The organism is Sphingomonas sp. RS2018, assembly GCF_054489605.1.
In genome coordinates, this window is record NZ_JBTMWL010000002.1 from 369,602 (window position 1) to 390,904 (window position 21,303).

Here is a 21,303-nt window from a genome sequence, read left to right on the forward strand (position 1 = left end):
CCGTACGCCGGTCGCGACATCCCGCATGCGTCGACGCCGTGGTGGCCATGACAGACAGATGCGAAAACGGCGCGGCCGGCGGCGCCCGTCGAACGGGTCGGTCACCTCCGCGCTCCGCAGGCTATCGCTTGCGCGCGATCGCCGTCCGAGCCTCCACAAGCGAAATCGCCCGCTGGACGGCGGCGTCTATAGAGAGAAAGCTGGTGTCGAGCAAGGCGGCATCGTCGGCGATGCGCAGGGGGGCCAGGCTGCGCGTCGAGTCGCGATCGTCGCGGGCGCGGATGTCGGCCAGCACCTTGTCGAAGCTGACGTCCGAACCGCGCGTGCGCAGTTCGGCATGGCGGCGGCGCGCGCGGATCATCGGGGTGGCGCGGATGAACAGCTTCGCATCCGCCTGCGGCGCGATGACCGTGCCGATGTCACGCCCGTCGAGCACCGCGCCGCCGGGCTGGGTGGCGAAGCGACGCTGACGCTGGAGCAGCGCGGCGCGCACCAGCGGGTGGGCGGAGACGATCGAGGCGGTCTTGCCGATCTCGTCGTCCTTCAGCCGATCCTGCGCCAGCAACGCGTCGTCGAAGCTGGTGGCGGCGACGGCGTCGGCCTCGATTTCCGGGTCCATGTCCTCGTCCAGCACGGTCGCGGCGACCGCACGATACAGCAGGCCGGTATCGAGTTGGGGCAGGCCGTAATGGCGGGCCAGCGCGCGGGCGAGCGTGCCTTTGCCCGAGGCGGCGGGGCCATCGACCGCGATAATCATGCCGCAGCCTCCGTCGCGCCCGACACCGAATCCAGCGTGGCAAAGAAGGTCGGGTAGCTGGTCGCGACCGGGGCGGCATCGTCGATCGTCACCGGCTGACGCGCATACAGTCCGGCGACCGCCATGCTCATCGCGATACGATGGTCGAGCAGCGAGGCGATCGTCGCACCGCCGGGGATAGCCTCGCCGCCGTTGCCGTGGATCAACAGGCCGTCGGGATGCTCCTCCACGGTGATGCCAACCGCGGTCAGCGCGGCGGCCATGGCAGCGATGCGATCCGATTCCTTGACGCGCAGTTCCTCCGCCCCGCGCGCGACGGTGCGACCGGTGGCGAAGGCGGCGGCGACGAACAGCACGGGATATTCGTCGATCATCGATGGTGCGAGATCGTGCGGCACGTCGATGGCGGTCAGCGCGGCGTGACGCGCGCGCAGGTCGGCGACGGGCTCGCCGCCGACGATGCGCGAATCCTGCTCGACGATGTCGGCGCCCATCAGGCGCAGCGCCGCGATCAGCCCGGTGCGGGTCGGGTTCAGTCCGACGTTCTCGACGACGATGTCTGATCCCGGCACGATCGACGCGGCGACCAGCCAGAAGCCGGCCGACGAAGGATCGCCGGGGACGGTGATCTGCTGGGGTGTCAGTTCCGCTTCGCCGCGGATCGAGATGACGCGGCCGATGTCGGTTTCCTCGACGGTCAGCTCTGCGCCGAAGCCGGCCAGCATGCGCTCGCTATGGTCGCGGGTCGGCACCGGCTCGATCACGCGGGTGATGCCCGGCGTGTTCAGCCCGGCGAGCAGGATCGCCGACTTCACCTGAGCGGAGGCGACGGGCAGAGTGTATTCGATCGGCACGGCGGGCACGATGCCGCGCACCATCAGCGGGAGGCGGCCACCCGGACTGGCGGTGATCTCGGCGCCCATCGTCGACAGCGGATCGATCACGCGGCCCATCGGCCGCTGGGTGAGCGAGGCGTCGCCGGTGAAGGTCGCGGTGATGGCGTGGCTCGCCACCAGTCCCATCAGCAGGCGCGTCGAGGTGCCCGAATTCCCCATGTCGAGCGCGGTCGCCGGCTGCAGCAGCCCGCCGACGCCGACGCCGTTGATCCGCCAGCGCCCGTCGCCCTCGCGCACGATCGTCGCACCCATGGCGCGCAGCGCGGCGGCGGTGGCGAGGACGTCCTCGCCCTCCAGCAACCCCTCGACCGTGCTTTCGCCGACGGCAAGTGCGGAAAACATCAGCGCGCGGTGGCTGATCGACTTGTCGCCGGGCACACGGACCCGGCCGGACAGCGCGCCGCGGGGAGCGATGGTGACGGGGGAGGGAGATGCGGTATGGGCCATCGGGCGCGGTCTTTGACAGTGCGCCTGCGCTATGGCAAGGCGCGCCCAACCTCGCCGGCCTGCGTCGGCGACATCCCTTTATTCGAATTGTGAGAGCGGTTCATGGTGAATCCCGAATGGGGCACGAAGCGTGCGTGCCCGAAGTGCGGAACGCGTTTCTATGACCTCGGCAAGGACGATCCCGTCACCTGCATCGAGTGCGGCGTGAACTGGAATCCCGAGCCGATCCTGAAGTCGAAGCAGCCGATGCCGTTCGAGCAGGTGAAGTCCGACAAGAAGGAAGCCGACGCCGATCTGGGCGCCGACGACGATCTGGACGTGGACGTCGAGGAGGAAGAGCCCTCGGCCGACGACGACGTCGATCTGGGCGGCGACGACGATCTGGGCGTCAAGACGGCCGACGAGGACGAGGAACGCTGACAATCGGAGGCAAGTGGGCAGGGGCAAGAGATTCTTCGGATCGACCGCCTAACCCGCTTGCCAACCGCGCGATGCCCGCCTAGAGGGCTCGCCTTCCCAGGGTATATCCCGAAGGTTCGGGGCCGTAGCTCAGCTGGGAGAGCGCTGCAATGGCATTGCAGAGGTCAGGGGTTCGATCCCCCTCGGCTCCACCACTTCCCCCTTTTTAGCGCAAAGCTGCGCCCCAGCCGAACGGCCGGTCGATCGACTGCTGCGGCTGGGTGAACCACGCCGCCCCGGTTTCGGTCACTTGGAAATGATCCTCGAGCCGGATGCCGAAGCGGTCGGGCACGACGATCATCGGTTCGTTCGAAAAGCACATGCCGGGCTCGAGCACCGTCCGGTCGCCGCGCACCAGGTACGCGGGTTCGTGGATCGACAGGCCGATGCCGTGGCCGGTGCGGTGCGGCAGGCCGGGCAGGCGATAGTCGGGGCCCAACCCTGCGCGTTCCAGCACGGCGCGGGCGGCGGCGTCGATCGACTCGCAGGTCACGCCCGGGCGCACGGCGGCGAAGGCGGCGGCCTGCGCGGCTTTCTCCAGCGCCCAGATGTCGTGCACCTCCTGCGCCACCGTGCCGAAGGCGTAGGTGCGGGTGATGTCGGCGTGATAGCCCTCCAGCGTGCAGCCGGTGTCGACCAGCACCAGCTCGTCCTCCTGCAGATATTGCTCACCGGGCAGGCCGTGGGGGAAGGCGGTCGCGCGGCCGAACTGCACGATGCAGAAGCTCGATCCCGCCGTGCCCAGCGCGCGGTGCGCGTCGTCGATGAAGCGCACGACTTCGCTGGCGGCGATGCCGGGACGCAGGATCGCGGCGGCGCGCTTGTGGACCTCCAGCGTCATCGCCTTCGCCTGCGACAGCAGCGCCAGCTCGGCAGGCGACTTCACCATGCGGCATCCGTCGATCGCGCCGGCGCCGTCGACCAGCGTCAGACCCGCCGCCTGCAACCGCCGGGTCCAGGTGAAGGGTAGCAGCGGATCGACCGCGAGCGTCGCGCCCTGCGTCAGCGCACCGGCGACCAGTGCGACCGGGTCCTCATCCTCTTCCCACAACAGCAAATCGGCATCGATGCCCAGATCGGCCTCCAGCGTGCCGCGTTCGAACGCCGGGCAGATCAACCGCGGCGGTCCTGTCACCGGCAGTAGCAGCGCGACCAGCCGCTCGCTCGCGCCCCACGGCACGCCGGTGAAGTAGCGCAGCGAGGCGCCGGCGTTGACCAGTAAGGCCGTGGCGCCGGCGGCTTCCGTCAACGCACGCGCGCGCTCGATCCGTGCCAGCCGCTCGTCGCGCCCGATCGGGGCGGGACTCGTCCTGGGCGGGGTCAGGGCGGCCAGTTCGGTCGCCGCGTTCGATCCACCAATGCTCATTCTGTCGTCATTCCTGTTAGCCGAAGCGGGTGATATCGAAGGGCCCGATCGCGACCGGCGGGGTTTCGCCACGGGCCAGCGCGCCGACGATCCGCGCGGTGATCGGCGCGAGCGTCAGCCCGACGTGCTGATGCCCGAATGCATAGAGGAGGTTGGCCGCACGCGTCGACCGCCCGATCGCGGGCAGATAGTCGGGCAGGGTGGGGCGGGCGCCGATCCAGCGCCGATACGGGCCGCGGACCGGCAGGCCGAGGTCGGCGACGTGGCGCTCCAGTCGCTCCCACTTGCGCGGGTCGGGCGGGGCATCGACGCGGTTCAACTCGACGAAGCTCGCTGCCTGCACGCAATCGGCATAACGGGTGACGACCATCGATCGGTCCTCGAACACGACCGGCGGCAGGTCGGCGGGCCAGTCGGTCGCCGCGGCGCGGAGGTGATAGCCGCGCTCGGCGATCATCGGCGCGCGGTGACCGAGCGGCGCGAGCAGCGCGGCCGATCGCACGCCCGCGCTGACCAGCAGCACGTCCGGTTCGTCACCGTCGATCGCAGCCTTGCCGTCCGTCAGGTGCAGCGTCGCATGGCGATGCTCGATCCGCCCGCCCAGCGACTGCAGCGCGGCCTCCAGCCGGTCGGCGAGCGCGGCGAGATCGGTGACCTGTCCGCTGCCGGTGAAGCGAATGGCATCGTGTACCGCGGGCGACAGGGTCTGCAACCACGCCAGCTCGCCGGGCGTCGCATCGGTGAAGCCCGCCGTCCCGGTATCCGCCGCCGCCCAGGCGGACCGGCCGGCGCTGGCGCTCGCATCGCTCTCCCACGCGACGAAGTGTCCGTCGGCCCGCAGCAGATCGCGCCCGTCGATGTCGTCGGTCAGCGTGGTCCATGCCGGCATCGCCTGCTGCAACAGCGCACCCAGTGCGGCGCTGCCATGCGCGAACCGGCGTGGCAGCGATGCCGCCAGCATCCGGGCGGCGAACGGAAGCCACGTGGAGACGGCGTCGCGCGGCAGGTCCAGCGCGCCGCCCTTGCCGAACCGGCGGCCGGGCGCTGAGCGGATCGATGCCAGCGACGCCAGCGGTGCGACCTGTTCGATCGCGATGTGGCCGGCGTTGTTCCATGACGCTGCGGCACGGCCGGGATCCTGTTCCAGCACGGTCACGGCAAGGCCGCTGCGGGCCAGTTCGACCGCGGCACATAATCCGACGATTCCACCTCCCACGACCGTCGCCCGCACGCTATTCTCCTGTTGCACTGCACCGCCGCGTATCGTATACGATATGCGAACTCAAGTAAGGCGAATGTAATGTCGATTGGTTGGAGGGGTGTTTTTCCGGCGGTCACTACTCAATTGCGCGAAGATCTGTCGATCGATCTGACGGATACACAGCGCGTCGTCGACGATCTTATCGAGGATGGCGTGACCGGCATCATCGCACTCGGCACGGTGGGTGAGAACAACTCGCTGACGTTCGAGGAAAAGACGACGGTTCTGGAGGCGCTGGTCGAGGTGGTGGATGGCCGCGTGCCCGTCATCACCGGCGTGTCGGAATACGACACCCGCCGCGCGGTGCGCTATGCACAGGCGGCGGAACGGGCCGGCGCCGACGGGCTGATGCTGTTGCCGCCGATGGTCTATGTGCCCAAGGCGCACGAACTGGCGCTGCATTTCAAGGGCGTGGCCGAGCACACCGGCCTGCCCATCATGCTCTATAACAATCCGCCGGCCTATCGCACGATGATCGACAGCGCGGTGCTGGCCGAACTGGTCGATGTGCCGAACATCGTCGCGATCAAGGAATCGGCCCCCGATACCCGCCGCTTCAGCGATATCCGCGCCGATTTCGGCGATCGGTTCGTGCTGTTCGCCGGGCTGGACGATGTCGCGCTGGAGGGACTGTACCTCGGCGCGCAGGGTTGGGTGTCGGGGCTGACCAACGCCTTCCCGCGCGAATCCGTGGAACTGGTCGCGGCGTTCGAACGGGGCGATCATGCCAAGGCGATGGAGATCTATCGCTGGTTCATGCCGCTGCTGCATCTCGACGCCGAGCACGATCTGGTCCAGTCGATCAAGCTGGCCGAGCAGGTGATGGGCCGCGGGTCCGAGCGCGTCCTGCCGCCGCGCTATCCGCTGGTCGGCGAGCGCCGTGCGCAGGTGATCGCGATGGTCGAGCAGGCGGCGGCGACGCGGCCGTCGCTCGGGCTGGCCAAGGCCGCCTGACGGCGCGCGCGGGAGTGCGGCACACCTTCTTCTGCATCGACGGGCATACCGCCGGCAATCCGGTCCGCCTGGTCGCCGGCGGCGCGCCGCTGCTGAAGGGCGCGTCGATGTCGGAGCGACGCCAGGACTTCCTGGCGCGGTTCGACTGGATCCGCACCGGGCTGTGCTACGAACCGCGCGGGCACGACATGATGTCCGGCGGGTTCCTCTATCCGCCGACGCGCGAAGATGCCGACATCGGTATCCTGTTCATCGAGACCTCGGGCTGCCTGCCGATGTGCGGGCACGGCACGATCGGCATCGTCACCTTCGGACTGGAGCACGGCCTGATCGTACCCGCGCAGCCGGGGTGGCTGCGGGTCGAGGTGCCGGCCGGGGTGATCGACATCAGCTATAGCGTCGATGGCGCGAAAGTGACGTCGGTGCGCATCACCAACGTGCCGGCTTTCGTCGCAAAGACGGGCATTGCGATCGACGTCGAGGGCCTGGGTCCGCTCAGCGTCGATGTCGCCTATGGCGGCAATTATTATGCGATCGTCGAGCCGCAGGGCAATTACACCGGCCTCGACGATCTGGGCGCGTCGGCGCTGATCGAACTGAGCGGTCGGGTGCGGGAGGCGGTGCGTGCCGCATTCGAACCCGTCCATCCGCTCGACCCGACGATTCGCGGCGTCAGTCATGTCCTGTGGGCGGACGCACCGCGCGGCGACGGCGCCGACGGGCGCAACGCGGTGTTCTACGGCGACAAGGCGATCGATCGCTCACCATGCGGGACGGGAACGTCGGCGCGGCTCGCGCATCTCGTCGGACAGGGGCGGCTGGGGGTGGGCGCCCGCTTCGTCCACGAAAGCTACATCGGCAGCCGCTTCATCGGCCGGGTCGAATCCGCCACCTCCGTCGCGGACAAGGTGGGGATCGTGCCGTCCATCGAGGGGACGGCGATTGCCACCGGTTTCAACACGATCTGGATTGATCGCGACGACGCGTTCTGGGAAGGTTTCCAAGTCACATGAATCCCGCCGGTCGTACTTCGCGATCGAAATGATTTGACGTGTGCCAAGGAGCGCGGCTGCCATGACTATCGTCATCCGAACCCTGTCCGAACGCGTGTTCGAGATCGTCCGCGAACAGATCGTCACCGGCCAACTGCCCGAGGACGTGCCGATCCGTCAGGATGCGCTGGCCAGCGATCTCGGCGTCAGCAAGATCCCGCTGCGCGAGGCGCTGGCGCGGTTGGAGCAGGAGGGGCTGCTGACCAGCCTCGCCAATCGCGGCTATTTCGTGCGCGGCATGTCGGCGGACGAGGCGGACGATATCTACGCGCTGCGCCTGGCGATCGAGCCCGCCGCCGCTGCCTACGCGTCCACCGTGGCGTCGGAATCCGACCGTGACACCGCTGTCCGTGCGTTCGAGGAACTGGATCGCGCAGCGAACGACAATTTGTGCGACGTGGCGATCCGCAATCGTGATTTTCACACCGCGCTGGTGCGGCCGGGCGGGCGCTTGCTGACCACGCAGATGGTCGAGCGACTGTCGATTTTGGCCGAACGCTATGTCGTCGCGCATCTGAAGCCGGCCGGCCGCAACGCACGCGCGCATGTCGAGCATCAAAAGCTGATCGACGCATGGATGGCGCGCGACGCGGAGCGTCTGCAACTGCTGATGACCGAACATATTTGTGGCACGCTCCACGACCTGCGGGCGCAATTCAGCGCGCACGCGGACTGATACACATGCCGGCACGCCAATAGTCTTCATCTCGGTCGGCGCCTGCCGGATGGTGCTGCGCCGGACCGCGTCGGACATGCTGGGGGCTGTTCCGTTATTCCGCGCCTTATCTGGTGCGGACCTCGCGATCCTCCGCTGCCTCCCCCTGCCGTTCAGCCTGCCGAGCTCGACGATCGTGCGCTTCTGTTTTTGGAACGCGATCGGGCTGGCGATCCACTTCGCCGACAGCCGTCAGCGCAGTCTGTTGAAGACCGTCTGATCCTTAAAGCGCGCGAAACCGGAAGTTGCGGAACGTCGCGGTGCCGGTCCCCGCTGAATAAAGGCCAGGCCGCAGCATCAGGAAGCCGCCGCGGACGTTGTGGTGATAGCCCGATACTTCCATGCCCCGGTCGAACCGCTGCCACGTCGCGCCGCCGTCGCCCGATGTGTGGAAGCTGACGATGTGGCGGTCGTTGGTGACGCGCAGGCGCATCCGCCGGCCGTGGGGATTGGCGGGTCGGCCGCGTTCGATGCCGTATTGGTGCGTGACGAAACGCTTCTCGTCGAAACCCAAGCCGCAATAGAGCTTCTCGTCATAGAACAGGATCAGGCCAGCGGTGCCGCCGGGCGCGATCTCGATATCGCATTCGAAGCTATAGGCCTGGTCGCCGGCGATCAGTAGCAGCGGGGAAGAGTCCGACGGCGCCTTGCCGCGCGCCGCCAGCCGGAGCGCGCCGTCCGCGACGCTGGCGCGCGACGCCTCGTCGGCAGCGGGTTTGAAGAAATTCCATTTGCGGCCGATCGCCAGCGTCGTGAAGTCGTCGCTGAGCGGTTGTCCGTGCGAGCCGACCTTGGTACCGCCGCGGGGCTTCGCGATGGGTTGCGACAGGTCGCCGCCCTTCATGCGGAACCAGCCGTCCGCGGTCCATTCGACCGGATCGAGCAACGTCTGGCGCCCCAGCGTCCAGTAGCCGTTTTCGTACCCGTGGTAGACGCTCCACCAGTCGCCGGCCGGTCCCTCGACGAGGGTCGCATGGCCGCGCGACCACCATTTCTCGGAAAGATCGGTGGTGCGCACGAGCGGGTTGTGCGGGCAATTCTCCCACGGGCCGTTGATGGAGCGGGAGCGGGCGGCGATCACCATGTGACCGGTCGGCGGGCCGGCGGTGCCCCCGACCGCGAGGATCAGGTAGAACCAGCCGCCCCGGCGCAGCACCTTCGGCCCCTCCGGCGCGAAGCCCTCCACCGTCCAGTCGGATGGAAAGCGCCACGGGTCGTAGACGTGCTCGGGTTCGCCGATGCGGCGGAGGCCGTCGTCTGACAGGCGCACGCGGTCGCCGCCCGACAGGAACAGCCAGCGGCTGCCGTCCTCTCCCACCGCATGGCCGGGATCGATGTGGCTCGGCAGTTTCAGGTCGACGGGATCGCTCCAGGGCCCGCGGATGTCGTCGGCCCAAATGACCCAGTTGGTCGTCGGGTTCTTGGTCGGGATGTAGAGGAAATAGCGGCCCTTGTGCTTCGTCAGCTCGGGCGCCCAGACCGATCCGATGTTGCGGGTCAGCGCAGCGGTGATCGGCACCCAATTCACCAGATCGCGCGAATGCCAGATGACGAGGCCGGGATAGGAATCGAACGTCGAGAACGTCATGTAGTAATCGCGACCATCCTTCAGGATCGTGGGGTCGGGATGGTCGCCCGCCATCAGCGGGTTGAGGAAGCGGCCGTCGCCCAGATCGGCGACGCGCTGATGGTCGTAGCCGCGCGCCCAGTCGGGCGCGGCCGGCGACCGGCGCTGGCCGATCGCCGGCGATGCGACCGCCGCGACGAGGGGGAGCCCGAAGGCGGATCGTCGGGTCAGTCGCATCCTTACGGTTCCTATCGTCAGAAGGTCATGCGCAGGCCGGCGGTGATGATGCGCCCGGTGCTGGCATAGGTCTGCGACACCGGGTTGGCTTCGTACATCGTCCGATACTGCGGGTTATTAGTCAGGTTGCGCCCCTCGAGCGACAGCTTGGCCCAGTCGGTGACGTTGAGACCCAGCGCGAAGTCGAGGTTCAGCGTGTCCTCGTTATAGCCGAAGTCCGCGACGACCGGCGAGTTGCAGGCCGCGCCCGCATTGGTGGTCGTGCCGACCGAGCAGGTGCCCGACGCGAGCGGGAAGCGGTTCACGTAACGCTTGCGGAACGCGCCGGAGAGGCGCGCCGAGAACAGGCTGTTCTCGAAATAGAAGGTCGCGTTGAACGCATCCGGGGAGGTGTTCAGGAAGGGTCCTTCGGCAAACGTGTTCACCGCGGTCGATGCCGAGCTGCCCGCCACCGTCGAAAGAACCGTGCCGGTCAGATAGTTCAGCTTCGATTCGATGTGCGTGTAGTTCGCCGCCACGCCGAACTGGTCGAAGGGGGCGGGCAGGAAGAAGAAATTCGACTGCACGTTCACCTCGACGCCGCGGATGGTACCGCCCGGCGCGTCGTTGAACTGGCGAACGGCGTAGACGCCGTTCTGATTGGTGTAGTCGCGCAGCGCTACGTTCTGGATCGACGCCAGCACGGCCTGATACACCGCCGGCTCGAATACGGCCGACAGTGGGACTTCCGCGGCGATCTGCTGTGGGAAGCTATCGATCTTCTTGCTGAACAAAGTCACGCCGACGAGGCCGCCGCGGCCGAAGTATTTCTCGAAGCTGAGGTCGAGGTTCGTCGCGCGGAACGGGCTGAGGTAGGGATTGCCGACCGTCACCGACGGGGCGGAGCCGTTGGTCGGCAGGCCGCTCGGGAAGGCAGTGGTGCCGGGCGTCAGGCTGGCCAGCTGCGGGCGCGCGATGACCTTCGCCGCGGCGAAGCGGATGAGGAAGTTGCGCGCGGGTTCGTAGGTCAGGTTGGTCGAGGGCAGCCAGTCGAAATACTGGTTCTTCGCGCTGACCGGCAGGCCGGCGACGCCGTCGCTGCCGCCGACGTTGCCGCGGCCGTTCACCCGCGTGCGGGCGACGCGCATGCCGACGTCACCACGCAACGGCGCGCCAAATACGTCGAAGTTGAAATCGACCTGGAAGAAGCCCGACAGGTCGCGCTCCGTCACCGAATTGCGCTGACGCCCGTCGACCACCGCGCGGAAATCGCCCCATTTGTTGACGCAGTTGCAGTCGATGCCGAACTGCTGCCGGAACTTGACGAGATCGGGGGCATAGAAACTGCCCGGCGTACCGGCCGGCACCTGAAGACCCTGCCCGAAGCCGACCGTCTGGCCGAGATCGGTAATCGCCAGCCGCGCCTCCGCCAGCGTCGGGTTGATCGCCTCGATCGACTGGTTGCGGCGGCCCTGATCGCTTTCGAAATCGAACTGCTTGATCGTGCCGCCGAAGCGCAGCGTCAGCTGATCGGGGATCGCATCGAGCGCGAAGTTCAGGCGCGCGACCTTGTACTCGTTCGACACAATATTGGTGAAGTAGCGGATGGTCGACAGCCCCTTCACCAGCGACCAGTTGGTCGGATTGGCGACGTCGAAGCCGGGGTTGAACACCGGCATCTTGCCGCCGCCGCGCTCGTCGAAGGTGTAGCCGTCCTGATCGATCGCGTTGAATTCGGCGAGCAGGCCGGTCGCCTCGAACGTCGACTTCGAATAACCGGCCGTCAGCTCGGCGCGGAAGCGATCGGTGATCTCCTGCGTCGCGTTCAGCGTGCCCTGATAGAAGTCGGTCGTGCCGAACTGCGCGTCGGCGTAGCTGCGCCAGTCGACGTCATCGAGCACCAGATAATCGGCCTGTCCGGCGGCGTTGACGTTGGCGGCGCGGATCTTCGTGTTCGGGCGGCCGATCAGCTCGTTGTAATAGGCGATCGACTGCGCATTGGCGATGTAGCCGGGTGAGCGCGTCGCGTTGTAATAGTCGTAGGTGTTCAAGTTGTTCGGATTGTAGCTGGCCTGCGTGCCCGGCAGGATGGTCGCGCTGCCCTCCGTGCCCGCGCAGTTGACGATCGCCGAGGGTACGCAATTCGCATAAAGTGCAAGCCGATCGGCCAATCCGTTCGCGGTATTGGCGGCGCGCAGCGTATTCTGCGCAACGCGCGCATTGGTGCCGTTGCGGTTCAGGCCGATCGTGGTGATGCCCTGCTGGATGCTGTCCTGCTGATAGCGCGAGAACACGCCGTCGAGGATGATCTCGGTCCGGCTGCTGGGGCGCCACTGCGCCGTCACCGTTGCGCCGAGGCGATCGTAGGACAGCGTCTGACGCTGGATGGAGGCGAGGGCGGGGATGATCGTCGTCGGCGTGATGAGGTTGTAGGCCGCGGGATTGGATCCGAAGGTCGCGCCGGTGCCGGCCGTCGACGGACGCGCGAAGCCGTAGGTCGGCGGCGTCACGCCGTTCAGCTGCGATCCGCGATAGGCATAGTCGAACGCGCCGATCGCGCGGCGATAGCCGTCGATCTGCTGTTCCTGCTTCTGGTAGGCGACCGTCGCGAGGATGCCGAGCGTATCGGTCAGGCGACCGGAGACGAGGCCGGTCAGGCGCGGATTGATGGTCTTGCCGTTCTCGCGATACTCGGCCTCGGCCCCGAACGAGTAGCGCGCCTTCTTGAAGGACAGCGGACGCCCGGTGGTGAGGTCGATGATCGCGCCCAGCGACCCTTCGTCGTTCACCGCAGCGGTCGACTTGGTGATCTTCACGCCGCCGAACAGTTCGGAAGCGAAGGTGTTGAAGTCGAACCCGCGCGAACGGTTCGCGCCACTATCGGACCCCGCACCGCCCGCCGCGGACTGGGCGTCGACCCCGTTCAGGCGGGTCTGCTGGAAGTCGCCGCCGAGCCCGCGGACGGTGATCGTCCGACCCTCGCCATTATCGCGATCGATCGAGACGCCAGGCAGACGCTGGATCGATTCGGCCAGGTTGGCGTCGGGGAAGTCGGCGATGTCTTCCGCCGTGATCGCGTCGATGATCTGGTTCGAGCGGCGCTTCAGGTCGAGCGCGTTTTCCAGGCTGGCGCGGAAGCCGGTGACGACGATGTCGGACGCCTCGGCATCCGATGCCTGTTCGGGCGTCGTGGCGGTCGTCGCCTGCTGGGTGATGGGAGTGGGGACCGCGGCCGGCTTCGGCGTAGCTTCGTCCTTAGCCGAGGCCGGCGTCGCGCCGATCAGCGCGGCGACCGCGATCGCCAGCGTGGAGGCGGCCCCCAGCCGCATCGTCGTCGAAGTCTTCATGTCATTTCCCTCCCTGGGTCGTGTCCTGCGTCGCGCTTTTGCGCGATCGCCCGTTCGTGATCTGGGTCGCCGCCAGCATCGCAGCGGCGGCGCGCGCGTCGAGCATGCGGCGGGTGTCGCCGGCGGGCCCGGCGCCGGGGCCGCGGCTGCCGTATTCGAACAGCCGCGCTTCCTGCGGCGTCAGCATCGGGCGGGTGCCGTCCGGTGCCGAATAGCCCATACTGGTCCAGCCATCGCGACGGATGTGCGCATCCATCCAGCAGTCGATGAAAGCAGCGGCACCGAGCAATGCCATGTTGCCGCCGGCGCGCCACGGTCGGCCGAGATAGACGGTGGCGTCGGCGAGGCCCGCCTCCCGTTCGAGGCGGCAGCGGTGGAAGACGAAGCCGATGGGCTTGACCGCGGGCGTGCTCGGCGCGGCGATATAGCCGGCGACCGGAGCCTGCACGGCGCGGCTGACGATTCGGCAGCGGTCGAAGCGAGCCTGCGCGCCGCCGAAGATGAAATCGACACCGCCGACGATGCGGCAGTCGGTGAACCACTGTCGCCCGTCGCGGATATAGAGCGTGTCCTGATAGCCCGTCAGTGTGCAACGCTCGACCCGAGCGGTGCAGCCGGCGCCCGGCGCGATCGACAGGGCAACGGCCTGCGCACCGTTGCCGGCGGCGTCGCGGCGACTGCCGAGATAGTCGAAGTCGTTGGCGATGGTCAGGTCGCGCAGGATCAGGCCGGGCGCGGTGACGGTCAGAGTCGCCGATCCGCCGGTGCCGTAGCGGGTGCCGTCGGGGCGGAAGTGACCGGCGGCGGTGCCGTGGACGAGGATCGAGTCGGGGCCATCGCCGACGATCGTCAGGTCGGCGACGTCGACGACCGGCTTTTCGCGCCACACGCCCTTCGTCAGCCGGATGGTCACGGCGGTGTTCAGCGTGGCCGCCGCGGCGATGGCGGTGGTCAGGGTCGGGAAACGATCGCGGCCCGGCGTGGTGCTGACGGTCAGGACGGGCTGGGTGCGAGCGGCGGCGGGTAGGGGAGCTAGAGCGACGGTCGCGGCGGCGGCAATAAGGCTGCGACGGTCGAGCATCGCCCGGCCGATATCGCCCCTGTCGCCATCACGCTGCATCCGTCCCCTCCCTCAAGATACGCGGCGGATTATGCTCCGCTCAGATGTTCATGACACCGGTATCACCAACGCATCTACAGCGACACGAACGGCTTCGCAAGTGGCTGGGGCGGGCGTGATGGGCCGTCCCGAACCGAGACGGCGTTAACCAATGGTAGGGGATGGTCCGAAATCTAAACGGCGCGTTAACATCCCATGATGAAACGACGTTATCTGGTCCTGACCGACGAAGCCCGTCGCCACCCCTTCCGCCGGACGCTGCCCGTGCAGCGGGTGGTGTCCATCGACAAACCGCGTGACGACGACAACGACCTGAAGCTGTTCGCGTTGAGCTTCACCGCCTTCTTCATCTGCTTCTACACGCTGATCGCCTGATCCAGCACGGCGCGATAAGCGTCGAGCACGGCTTCGTTGGCGGTGTCCCAGCGATAGCCCGCCGCGCGGGCGGCGCCGGCTTCGCCCATCGCCGTCTTGAGCGCAGGATCGGCGACGATGCGGGCAATCGCGTCGGCATAGCCGGCGATGTCGGTCGGCTCGACCAGGAAGCCGGTGACTCCGTCCTCGACCAGATCGACCGCGCCGGTCGCGCGCGCGGCGACGACGGGAACGCCCGCAGCCATCGCTTCGGTGGTGACGTTGCCGAACGTCTCGGTGACCGACGGGTTGAAGAAGATGTCCATCGACGCGACTGCCCGGCCGAGGTCGTCGCCCGACTGGAAGCCCGCGAAGATCGCGCCGGGGGCCTGGGCGGCGAACCAGTCCTGTGCCGGTCCCTTGCCGACGACCAGCACCTTGTGCGGCACGCCGCGGCGGGTGAGTTCCTTCACGACCTCGGCGAAGACGTCGAGACCCTTTTCCTTCACCAGCCGACCGAGGAACCCGACCGCGATCTCGTGATCGGCGATGCCGAGGCTGCGGCGCCAGCCGAGGGCGCGCCGCTGCGGCGTGAAGCGGTCGTGGTCGATGCCGCGCGACCAGATCGACATCGGTGCGGTGACGCCCCAGTCCTTCAGCAGCGCGATCATGCTGGGGCTGGGCACCAGCACGCGGTCGAAGCGATTGTAGAAGCGCGTCATCAGCGACTTGATGAACGGTTCGACGAAGCCGATCCGGTAATATTGGAAATAGGTTTCGAAGCGGGTGTGGAACGAGGCCACCGATGCGACGCCGTTTTCCTGGGCCCAGCGGACCGCGGCGTGACCCAGGAATTCGGGTGCCGAGACATGGACGATGTTCGGCGCGAACGCCTCCAGGTCGGCGCGAGGCGCGGCAGGCAGGCCGCGAGCAAGCCGGTATTCGCCGCGTCCGCCGATCATCGGGAAGGACGGCACGCTGACCAGGTCGCCGGTTGGCGCGAACGCCGGATCGGGAACGGTCGGCGAATAGACCCGCACCGTGACCCCGCGATCGAGCAGATGCCCGACCAGCAGGTTCAACGACTGGTTCGCCCCGTCGCGCACGTAATTGTAATTGCCGCTGAAGAGCGCGACGCGGATATCGGACGGCTGCATCGCTCCGCCCATAGCGGGGTGGGTCATGCTTGCCTATCTCCGGCACTTCAGGAGGAGTTCCATCATGGCGACGCTCGACGACTTTCCGATCACCACAAAATGGCCGGCACAGCACCCGGACCGCATCCAGCTTTACTCGCTGCCGACGCCCAACGGGGTGAAGGCGTCGATCATGCTGGAGGAAACCGGCCTGCCGTACGACGTCCACAAGATCGACTTCGCGACCGAGGACCAGAAGTCCGACGCCTTCGTCTCGCTCAACCCCAACGGCAAGATCCCGGCGATGATCGATCCCGACGGCCCCGGCGGCCAGCCGATCGGACTGTTCGAGAGCGGCGCGATCCTGTTGTATCTCGCCGAGAAGACCGGCACTTTGCTGGGCGATGGCCCGGCCGAACGTTGGCAGGCGATACAGTGGGTAATGTTCCAGATGGGCGGCGTCGGGCCGATGTTCGGGCAGGTCGGCTTCTTCCACAAATTCGCCGGCAAGGACTATGAGGATAAGCGCCCGCGCGATCGCTACGTCGCGGAGGCCAAGCGCCTGCTGGGCGTGATGGATGGCGTGCTGGCCGACCGCGAGTGGTTCCTGAAGAGCGGCTATTCTATCGCCGATATCTCGATGCTCGGATGGGTGCGCGGGCTCGTCGATTTCTATGGTGCGGGCGAGCTGGTCGGGTTCGATGCGTTTCCGAACGTTGCGGCGTGGCTGGAGCGTGGGCTGGCGCGACCGGCGGTGCAGCGCGGGCTGACGATACCGTCGCGGGATTGAGCGGCGAAGGCGTCGAAGGTTCCGGGAAAGCGACCCATCTCGGAACCTTCGGTTGGTGTTGTGTAGGGGTGTTGTCCGGGTTGGCGCGGAAAGGCGAGCACGGCGTCATCGGTGCGGTGAAGAAGCAGATGCGGGCGGTGTAGGACAGCGGTTTTTCGGATCATCGGGGTATGCGGATGCGGGGAAGCGCCCTCCGCCGTTTGCCTTGAGCTTGTCGAAGGGCTGCCTTCTTCGTGCGGTCGGGCGCGGGGCGACGAAGAAAGGCAGTGCTTCGACAAGCTCAGCACGAACGGGGGTGGATGGGCGTGAGCGGGGGCGGAGGAGTGTGAACGGCTCGCCGGACACATGCCCCGTTCCCTAATCGTTCCGGTTGCGCTATGCCGGCGCGCATCATGGCGAAACCCCAGAAACGCTACGTTTGCCAGTCCTGCGGTTCGGTGTCGCACCGGTGGGCGGGGCAGTGTTCCGACTGTTCGGAATGGAACACTTTGGTCGAGGATGCGGCGACCGTCGCGACGCCGTTTTCGGCGCGGCACAATCTGCAATCGGGCGGGCGGGCGATCCTGTTGTCGGGGTTGGACACCGACGTCGCGCTGCCTGACCGGATGGCGACGGGGATTGCCGAGCTGGACCGGGCGCTGGGCGGCGGGTTCGTCGAAGCGTCGGCGACGCTGATCGGCGGCGATCCGGGGATCGGAAAATCCACCCTATTGTTGCAGGCGGCGGCGAAGCTGGCGCTGGCGGGGAAGCGCGTCGCCTATGTCTCGGGCGAGGAGGCGGCGGATCAGGTGCGGCTGCGCGCGCGGCGGCTGGGGCTGGGCGATGCGCCGGTGCAGCTGGCGGCGGCGACGAGCGTTCGCGATATCCTGACGACCGTCGGTCAGGGGGCGGTGCCGGACCTGCTCATCATCGATTCGATCCAGACGATGCATTCCGACCTGATCGAGGGCGCGCCGGGCACCGTCAGCCAAGTGCGCGCGGCGTCGGGCGAGCTGATCCGCTTCGCCAAGGAACGCGGCACCGCGGTCGTGCTGGTCGGGCATGTGACCAAGGACGGCGCGATCGCGGGGCCGCGCGTGCTGGAGCATATGGTCGACACCGTGCTGGCGTTCGAGGGCGAGCGCAGCCACCTGTACCGCATCCTGCGCGCGACCAAGAACCGCTTCGGCGGCACCGACGAGATCGGCGTGTTCGCGATGGAGACGGGCGGCCTTTCCGAGGTGTCGAACCCGTCGTCGCTGTTCCTGACCAGCCGCGACGAGAGCGTGACGGGGACGGTGGTGTTCCCCGCGCTGGAGGGCACGCGGCCGGTGCTGGTCGAGGTGCAGGCGCTGACGGTGCGGCTGGCGTCGGGCGCGACGCCCAGGCGGGCGGTGGTCGGGTGGGACAGCGGGCGGCTGGCGATGATCCTGGCGGTGCTGGAGGCGCGGTGCGGCCTGAGTTTTTCGGCGTGCGAAGTCTATCTGAACATTGCCGGCGGTTACCGAGTGCAGGATCCGGCTGCCGACATGGCGGTGGCGGCGGCGCTTGTCTCCGCCCTGAGCGAGCGGCCAGTGGCGGCGGACGCGGTGGCGTTCGGCGAGCTGGCGCTGTCGGGCGAAATCCGGCCGGTGGCGCACGGCGCGTTGCGGCTGAAGGAGGCGGCGAAGCTCGGCTTCTCGCGGGCGATGGTGCCGGCGAAACAGGCGGCGGACGGGGCGAAGATGGAACTGGCGAGCTTCGGCAATCTGGGGCGGTTCGTTGACCATATGCTGGGGCGGGGATAGTTACGGGTCCAGCCTTTACGTTCGTGCTTAGCGCAGTCGAAGTACCGGGCCGGGCGCAGGTGCTTCGACTTCGCTCAGCACGAACGGTGTTGGGATGAGGGCGAACAGCGTTGAGGCTGGGGGAATGACATGGGCCTGACGGCGCTCGACATCATGGTACTGATCGCGGTCGGCGGGGCGGCGGTGCTGGGCGTCATGCGCGGCTTCGTGACCGAGGTGCTGTCGCTGATGGCGTGGATCTTCGTCGTCTTCGCGCTCAAGCTGTTCCACACGCCGCTGACCGCGATGATGGCGCCGAGCGTCGGCACGTCGGCGGGCGCGGCGACGTTGGCGTTCGTGGTGATCGGCGGCTGCACGTGGTTCGGCGGGCGGCTGGTCGCCAACGCGATCGGCAGCCGGACGCGCACCAGCGTGCTGGGGCCGCTCGACCGGGCGCTGGGCTTCGGGTTCGGGGCGCTGAAGGGGTTGATTCTCGCCAGCCTCGGCTTCCTGCTGATGGTGCTCGTCATCGACACGCTGGGCGGCGGGCCGACGCGGCGGCCGACGTGGATCGTGATGTCGCAGACCTATCCGCTGCTGAACGTCACCAGCGCGTCGATCGCCGATTTCGTCGACCGGCGGCGCAAGGGCGAGCCGATGTTCTGGGAGGACGACGGCAATGCGAGCGGGGCGGTGAAGCGGAAGGGGCGTGACGAGGAGTGACGCCTGTCGCGGCGTGAGTGCATCACCCTCACCCTTCCGGCGCTACGCGCCTCCCTCCCTCTCCCGTCGGGAGAGGGAGGGGTGAGGGTGACGCAAGCCCCCTTCGCCGCCACTGGCCCCCCGCCCGCCCGCTTGCTAGGACGTTAGCCGCACATGGCCAGCCAACCCGTCGATCCCGTCACCGAAACGCAGTTCGATCGCGCGCTCGAGGAACGCTACCTCGTGTACGCGCTCTCGACGATTACCGCGCGGTCGCTGCCCGATGTGCGCGACGGGTTGAAGCCCGTGCACCGGCGGCTGCTGTGGGCGATGCGGCTGCTGCGGCTCGATCCGGCGGCGGGGTACAAGAAGTGCGCGCGCGTCGTCGGCGATGTCATCGGCAAATATCATCCGCATGGCGACCAGTCGGTCTACGACGCGATGGTGCGGTTGGCGCAGACGTTTTCGCTGCGCTATCCGCTGGTCGACGGGCAGGGCAATTTCGGCAACATCGATGGCGATAACGCCGCCGCCTATCGCTATACCGAAGCCCGGCTGACGCAGGTCGCGATCGACCTGATGGACGGGCTGGACGAGAACGCCACCGACTTCCGCCCGACCTACAACGGCGAGGAGGAAGAGCCCGAGCTGTTCCCGGGCCTGTTCCCCAACCTGCTGGCGAACGGGGCGCAGGGGATCGCGGTCGGCATGGCGACCAGCATCCCGCCGCACAATGCCGCCGAGCTGATCGACGCGGCGATCGCGCTGATCGACAATCCCGATGCCGACGTGCTGACGTACGTTCGCGGTCCCGATTTCCCGACCGGCGGCATCGTGGCCGATGCGCCCGCCGCGATTGCCGAAGCCTATGCCACCGGGCGCGGATCGTTCCGGGTGCGCGCGCGGATCGCGGTAGAGCGCGAGAAGGGCGGCGGCTGGCAGCTGGCGGTCAGCGAGATCCCGTACGGCGTGCAGAAGGGCAAGCTGATCGAGGGCATTGCCGCGCTCATCAACGACAAGAAGCTCCCCATCCTCGCCGACGTGCGCGACGAGAGCGACGAGGTGGTGCGCATCGTGCTGGAACCGCGCGCCCGCACGGTCGATCCGACGATGCTGATCGAGAGCCTGTACCGGATGAGCGACCTGGAGGTTCGCGTGCCGCTGAACCTCAACGTGCTCGACAAGACGCGCACGCCGCGGGTGATGTCGCTGCGCGAGGCGCTGTCGGCGTGGGTCGAGCACGGGTTCGAGGTGCTACGGCGGCGGTCGGAGCATCGGCTGGCGAAGATCGCCGACCGGCTGGAGCTGTTGGGCGGTTACCTGATCGCGTTCCTCAATCTCGACCGGGTGATCGAGATCATCCGTACCGAGGACGAGCCCAAGGCGGTGATGATCGCCGAATTCGCGCTGACCGACCGGCAGGCCGAGGCGATCCTGAACATGCGGCTGCGCTCGCTGCGGCGGCTGGAGGAGATGGAGCTGGTCCGCGAGCGCGATACGCTGTCGAAGGAGAAGGGCGAGCTGGAGCTGCTGCTCTCCTCCGACGCGCGGCAGCGGACGCGGTTGAAGCGCGATCTCGGCAGGATCCGCACGCGCTATGGGCCGGAAACGGTGCTGGGTGCGCGGCGGACGGACATCGAGGAGGCGGCGCCGGCGCGGGACATCCCGCTGGAGGCGATGATCGAGCGCGAGCCGATCACCGTCATCCTGTCGCAGCGCGGCTGGATCCGGGCGATGCGCGGGCATGTCGAGCTCGCGTCGTCGGACACGATGAAGTTCAAGGAGGGCGATGGCCCCGCCTTCGCGTTCCACGCGCATACTACCGACAAGCTGCTGCTCGCCGCCGATACCGGGCGGTTCTACACGCTGGCGGCGGATCGGCTGCCGGGTGGGCGCGGGTTCGGGGAGCCGGTGCGGCTGATGATCGATCTCGACGGGGCGGCGGCGATCGTGACGCTGATCCGCGCCGGGGCGGCGGAGCGCATGCTGCTGGCGGCAAGCGACGGGCGGGGCTTCGTCGCGAAGACCGCCGACATGATCGCCGAGACGCGCAAGGGTAAGACGGTGATGACGCCGCGCGCGGGCGAGAAGCTGAAGGTCGTGCGGCCGGTGGGCGCGACCGACGATTATGTCGCGGCGATCGGCGACAACCGCCGCATGCTGGTGTTTCCGCTGACCGAGCTGGCCGAGCTGTCGCGCGGGCAGGGGGTGCAGCTGCAGCGATTCCGCGACGGCGGGCTGTCGGACGCCGTCACCTTCCGGTTCGATACCGGCATCAGCTGGACGATGGGCGGCGAGGCGGGGCGGACGCGAACGGAGGGCGACCTGTCGGCCTGGCGCGCCGCGCGCGGCGCGGCGGGGCGGATGCCGCCCAATGGCTTCCCGCGCGACAACCGTTTCTGATAGCCCGGTTTTCGCC

The 21,303-nt window shown here is 67.9% G+C and carries 18 protein-coding genes and 1 tRNA gene; 11 read left to right on the forward strand and 8 right to left on the reverse strand.

Annotated features, from left to right (window positions below; genetic code table 11):
- Positions 1-121 precede the first annotated feature (121 nt).
- Entirely contained in the window at positions 122-757 is a 636-nt protein-coding gene (cmk, locus tag ACX40P_RS06860; protein WP_459125578.1) for a (d)CMP kinase, read from the reverse strand.
- Positions 754-2,100, reverse strand: coding sequence for a 3-phosphoshikimate 1-carboxyvinyltransferase (aroA, locus tag ACX40P_RS06865; protein ID WP_459125579.1), 1,347 nt, complete (start codon positions 2,098-2,100; stop codon positions 754-756). The genes cmk and aroA overlap by 4 nt, the downstream gene beginning before the upstream one ends.
- A 102-nt stretch (positions 2,101-2,202) precedes the next feature.
- Between aroA and ACX40P_RS06870 the strand changes: the two genes are divergently transcribed.
- Positions 2,203-2,520, forward strand: coding sequence for a TIGR02300 family protein (locus ACX40P_RS06870; RefSeq protein ID WP_459125580.1), 318 nt, complete (start codon positions 2,203-2,205; stop codon positions 2,518-2,520).
- 118 nt (positions 2,521-2,638) lie between these two features.
- Positions 2,639-2,714: transfer RNA gene (locus tag ACX40P_RS06875), tRNA-Ala, on the forward strand.
- Positions 2,715-2,725: 11 nt separating this feature from the next.
- On the opposite strand, the gene ACX40P_RS06880 is transcribed toward ACX40P_RS06875, so the two are convergent.
- Both ACX40P_RS06880 and ACX40P_RS06885 read right to left on the reverse strand, forming a co-directional pair.
- Positions 2,726-3,925 (reverse strand): M24 family metallopeptidase, encoded by a 1,200-nt coding sequence (locus tag ACX40P_RS06880; RefSeq protein ID WP_459125581.1) that lies wholly within the window; start codon positions 3,923-3,925, stop codon positions 2,726-2,728.
- 16 nt (positions 3,926-3,941) lie between these two features.
- The gene (locus ACX40P_RS06885) at positions 3,942-5,156 is read right to left on the reverse strand and encodes an NAD(P)/FAD-dependent oxidoreductase (protein ID WP_459125582.1); all 1,215 of its coding nucleotides are present in this window, start codon (positions 5,154-5,156) and stop codon (positions 3,942-3,944) included.
- Positions 5,157-5,225: 69 nt separating this feature from the next.
- Here ACX40P_RS06885 and ACX40P_RS06890 point away from each other — a divergent pair, with 69 nt between their 5' ends.
- The 4 genes from ACX40P_RS06890 to ACX40P_RS06905 all read left to right on the forward strand — a co-directional run bounded on the left by ACX40P_RS06890 (position 5,226) and on the right by ACX40P_RS06905 (position 8,127).
- On the forward strand, positions 5,226-6,140 hold the full coding sequence (locus tag ACX40P_RS06890; protein ID WP_459125583.1) for a dihydrodipicolinate synthase family protein: 915 nt from the start codon (positions 5,226-5,228) through the stop codon (positions 6,138-6,140).
- 14 nt (positions 6,141-6,154) lie between these two features.
- Positions 6,155-7,153 carry a 4-hydroxyproline epimerase gene (locus ACX40P_RS06895; RefSeq protein WP_459125584.1) on the forward strand — a complete coding sequence of 333 codons (999 nt, stop codon included), beginning with the start codon at positions 6,155-6,157 and terminating at the stop codon, positions 7,151-7,153.
- 61 nt (positions 7,154-7,214) lie between these two features.
- Positions 7,215-7,868, forward strand: a complete 654-nt coding sequence (locus ACX40P_RS06900; protein ID WP_459125585.1) for a GntR family transcriptional regulator — start codon at positions 7,215-7,217, stop codon at positions 7,866-7,868.
- 49 nt (positions 7,869-7,917) lie between these two features.
- Positions 7,918-8,127 (forward strand): hypothetical protein, encoded by a 210-nt coding sequence (locus ACX40P_RS06905; protein WP_459125586.1) that lies wholly within the window; start codon positions 7,918-7,920, stop codon positions 8,125-8,127.
- A gap of 3 nt (positions 8,128-8,130) precedes the next feature.
- Here ACX40P_RS06905 and ACX40P_RS06910 read toward each other — a convergent pair whose 3' ends face one another.
- From ACX40P_RS06910 to ACX40P_RS06920, 3 genes are read right to left on the reverse strand one after another with little or no spacing between them, the layout of a single operon-like run.
- Entirely contained in the window at positions 8,131-9,711 is a 1,581-nt protein-coding gene (locus ACX40P_RS06910) for a family 43 glycosylhydrolase (RefSeq protein ID WP_459125587.1), read from the reverse strand.
- 17 nt (positions 9,712-9,728) lie between these two features.
- Positions 9,729-13,037 (reverse strand): TonB-dependent receptor domain-containing protein, encoded by a 3,309-nt coding sequence (locus ACX40P_RS06915; protein WP_459125588.1) that lies wholly within the window; start codon positions 13,035-13,037, stop codon positions 9,729-9,731.
- 1 nt (position 13,038) lies between these two features.
- Positions 13,039-14,157, reverse strand: a complete 1,119-nt coding sequence (locus ACX40P_RS06920; RefSeq protein WP_459125589.1) for a pectinesterase family protein — start codon at positions 14,155-14,157, stop codon at positions 13,039-13,041.
- 198 nt (positions 14,158-14,355) lie between these two features.
- Here ACX40P_RS06920 and ACX40P_RS06925 point away from each other — a divergent pair, with 198 nt between their 5' ends.
- Positions 14,356-14,532, forward strand: coding sequence for a hypothetical protein (locus ACX40P_RS06925; protein ID WP_459125590.1), 177 nt, complete (start codon positions 14,356-14,358; stop codon positions 14,530-14,532).
- Here ACX40P_RS06925 and ACX40P_RS06930 read toward each other — a convergent pair.
- Positions 14,514-15,668 (reverse strand): glycosyltransferase family 4 protein, encoded by a 1,155-nt coding sequence (locus ACX40P_RS06930; protein WP_459126024.1) that lies wholly within the window; start codon positions 15,666-15,668, stop codon positions 14,514-14,516. The genes ACX40P_RS06925 and ACX40P_RS06930 overlap by 19 nt on opposite strands.
- A 64-nt stretch (positions 15,669-15,732) precedes the next feature.
- Between ACX40P_RS06930 and ACX40P_RS06935 the strand changes: the two genes are divergently transcribed.
- From ACX40P_RS06935 to parC, 4 genes are all read left to right on the forward strand, one after another.
- Positions 15,733-16,437, forward strand: a complete 705-nt coding sequence (locus tag ACX40P_RS06935; RefSeq protein ID WP_459125591.1) for a glutathione S-transferase family protein — start codon at positions 15,733-15,735, stop codon at positions 16,435-16,437.
- Between the two features lie 392 nt (positions 16,438-16,829).
- A complete protein-coding gene (gene radA / locus ACX40P_RS06940; protein ID WP_459125592.1) occupies positions 16,830-18,203 on the forward strand; it encodes a DNA repair protein RadA in 1,374 nt (457 codons plus the stop codon).
- Positions 18,204-18,332: 129 nt separating this feature from the next.
- Positions 18,333-18,905: a CvpA family protein gene (locus tag ACX40P_RS06945; RefSeq protein ID WP_459125593.1), complete on the forward strand. Its 573-nt coding sequence runs from the start codon at positions 18,333-18,335 to the stop codon at positions 18,903-18,905.
- A 153-nt stretch (positions 18,906-19,058) separates the two neighbouring features.
- The gene (gene parC, locus ACX40P_RS06950; protein WP_459125594.1) at positions 19,059-21,287 is read left to right on the forward strand and encodes a DNA topoisomerase IV subunit A; all 2,229 of its coding nucleotides are present in this window, start codon (positions 19,059-19,061) and stop codon (positions 21,285-21,287) included.
- Positions 21,288-21,303: the final 16 nt, after the last annotated feature.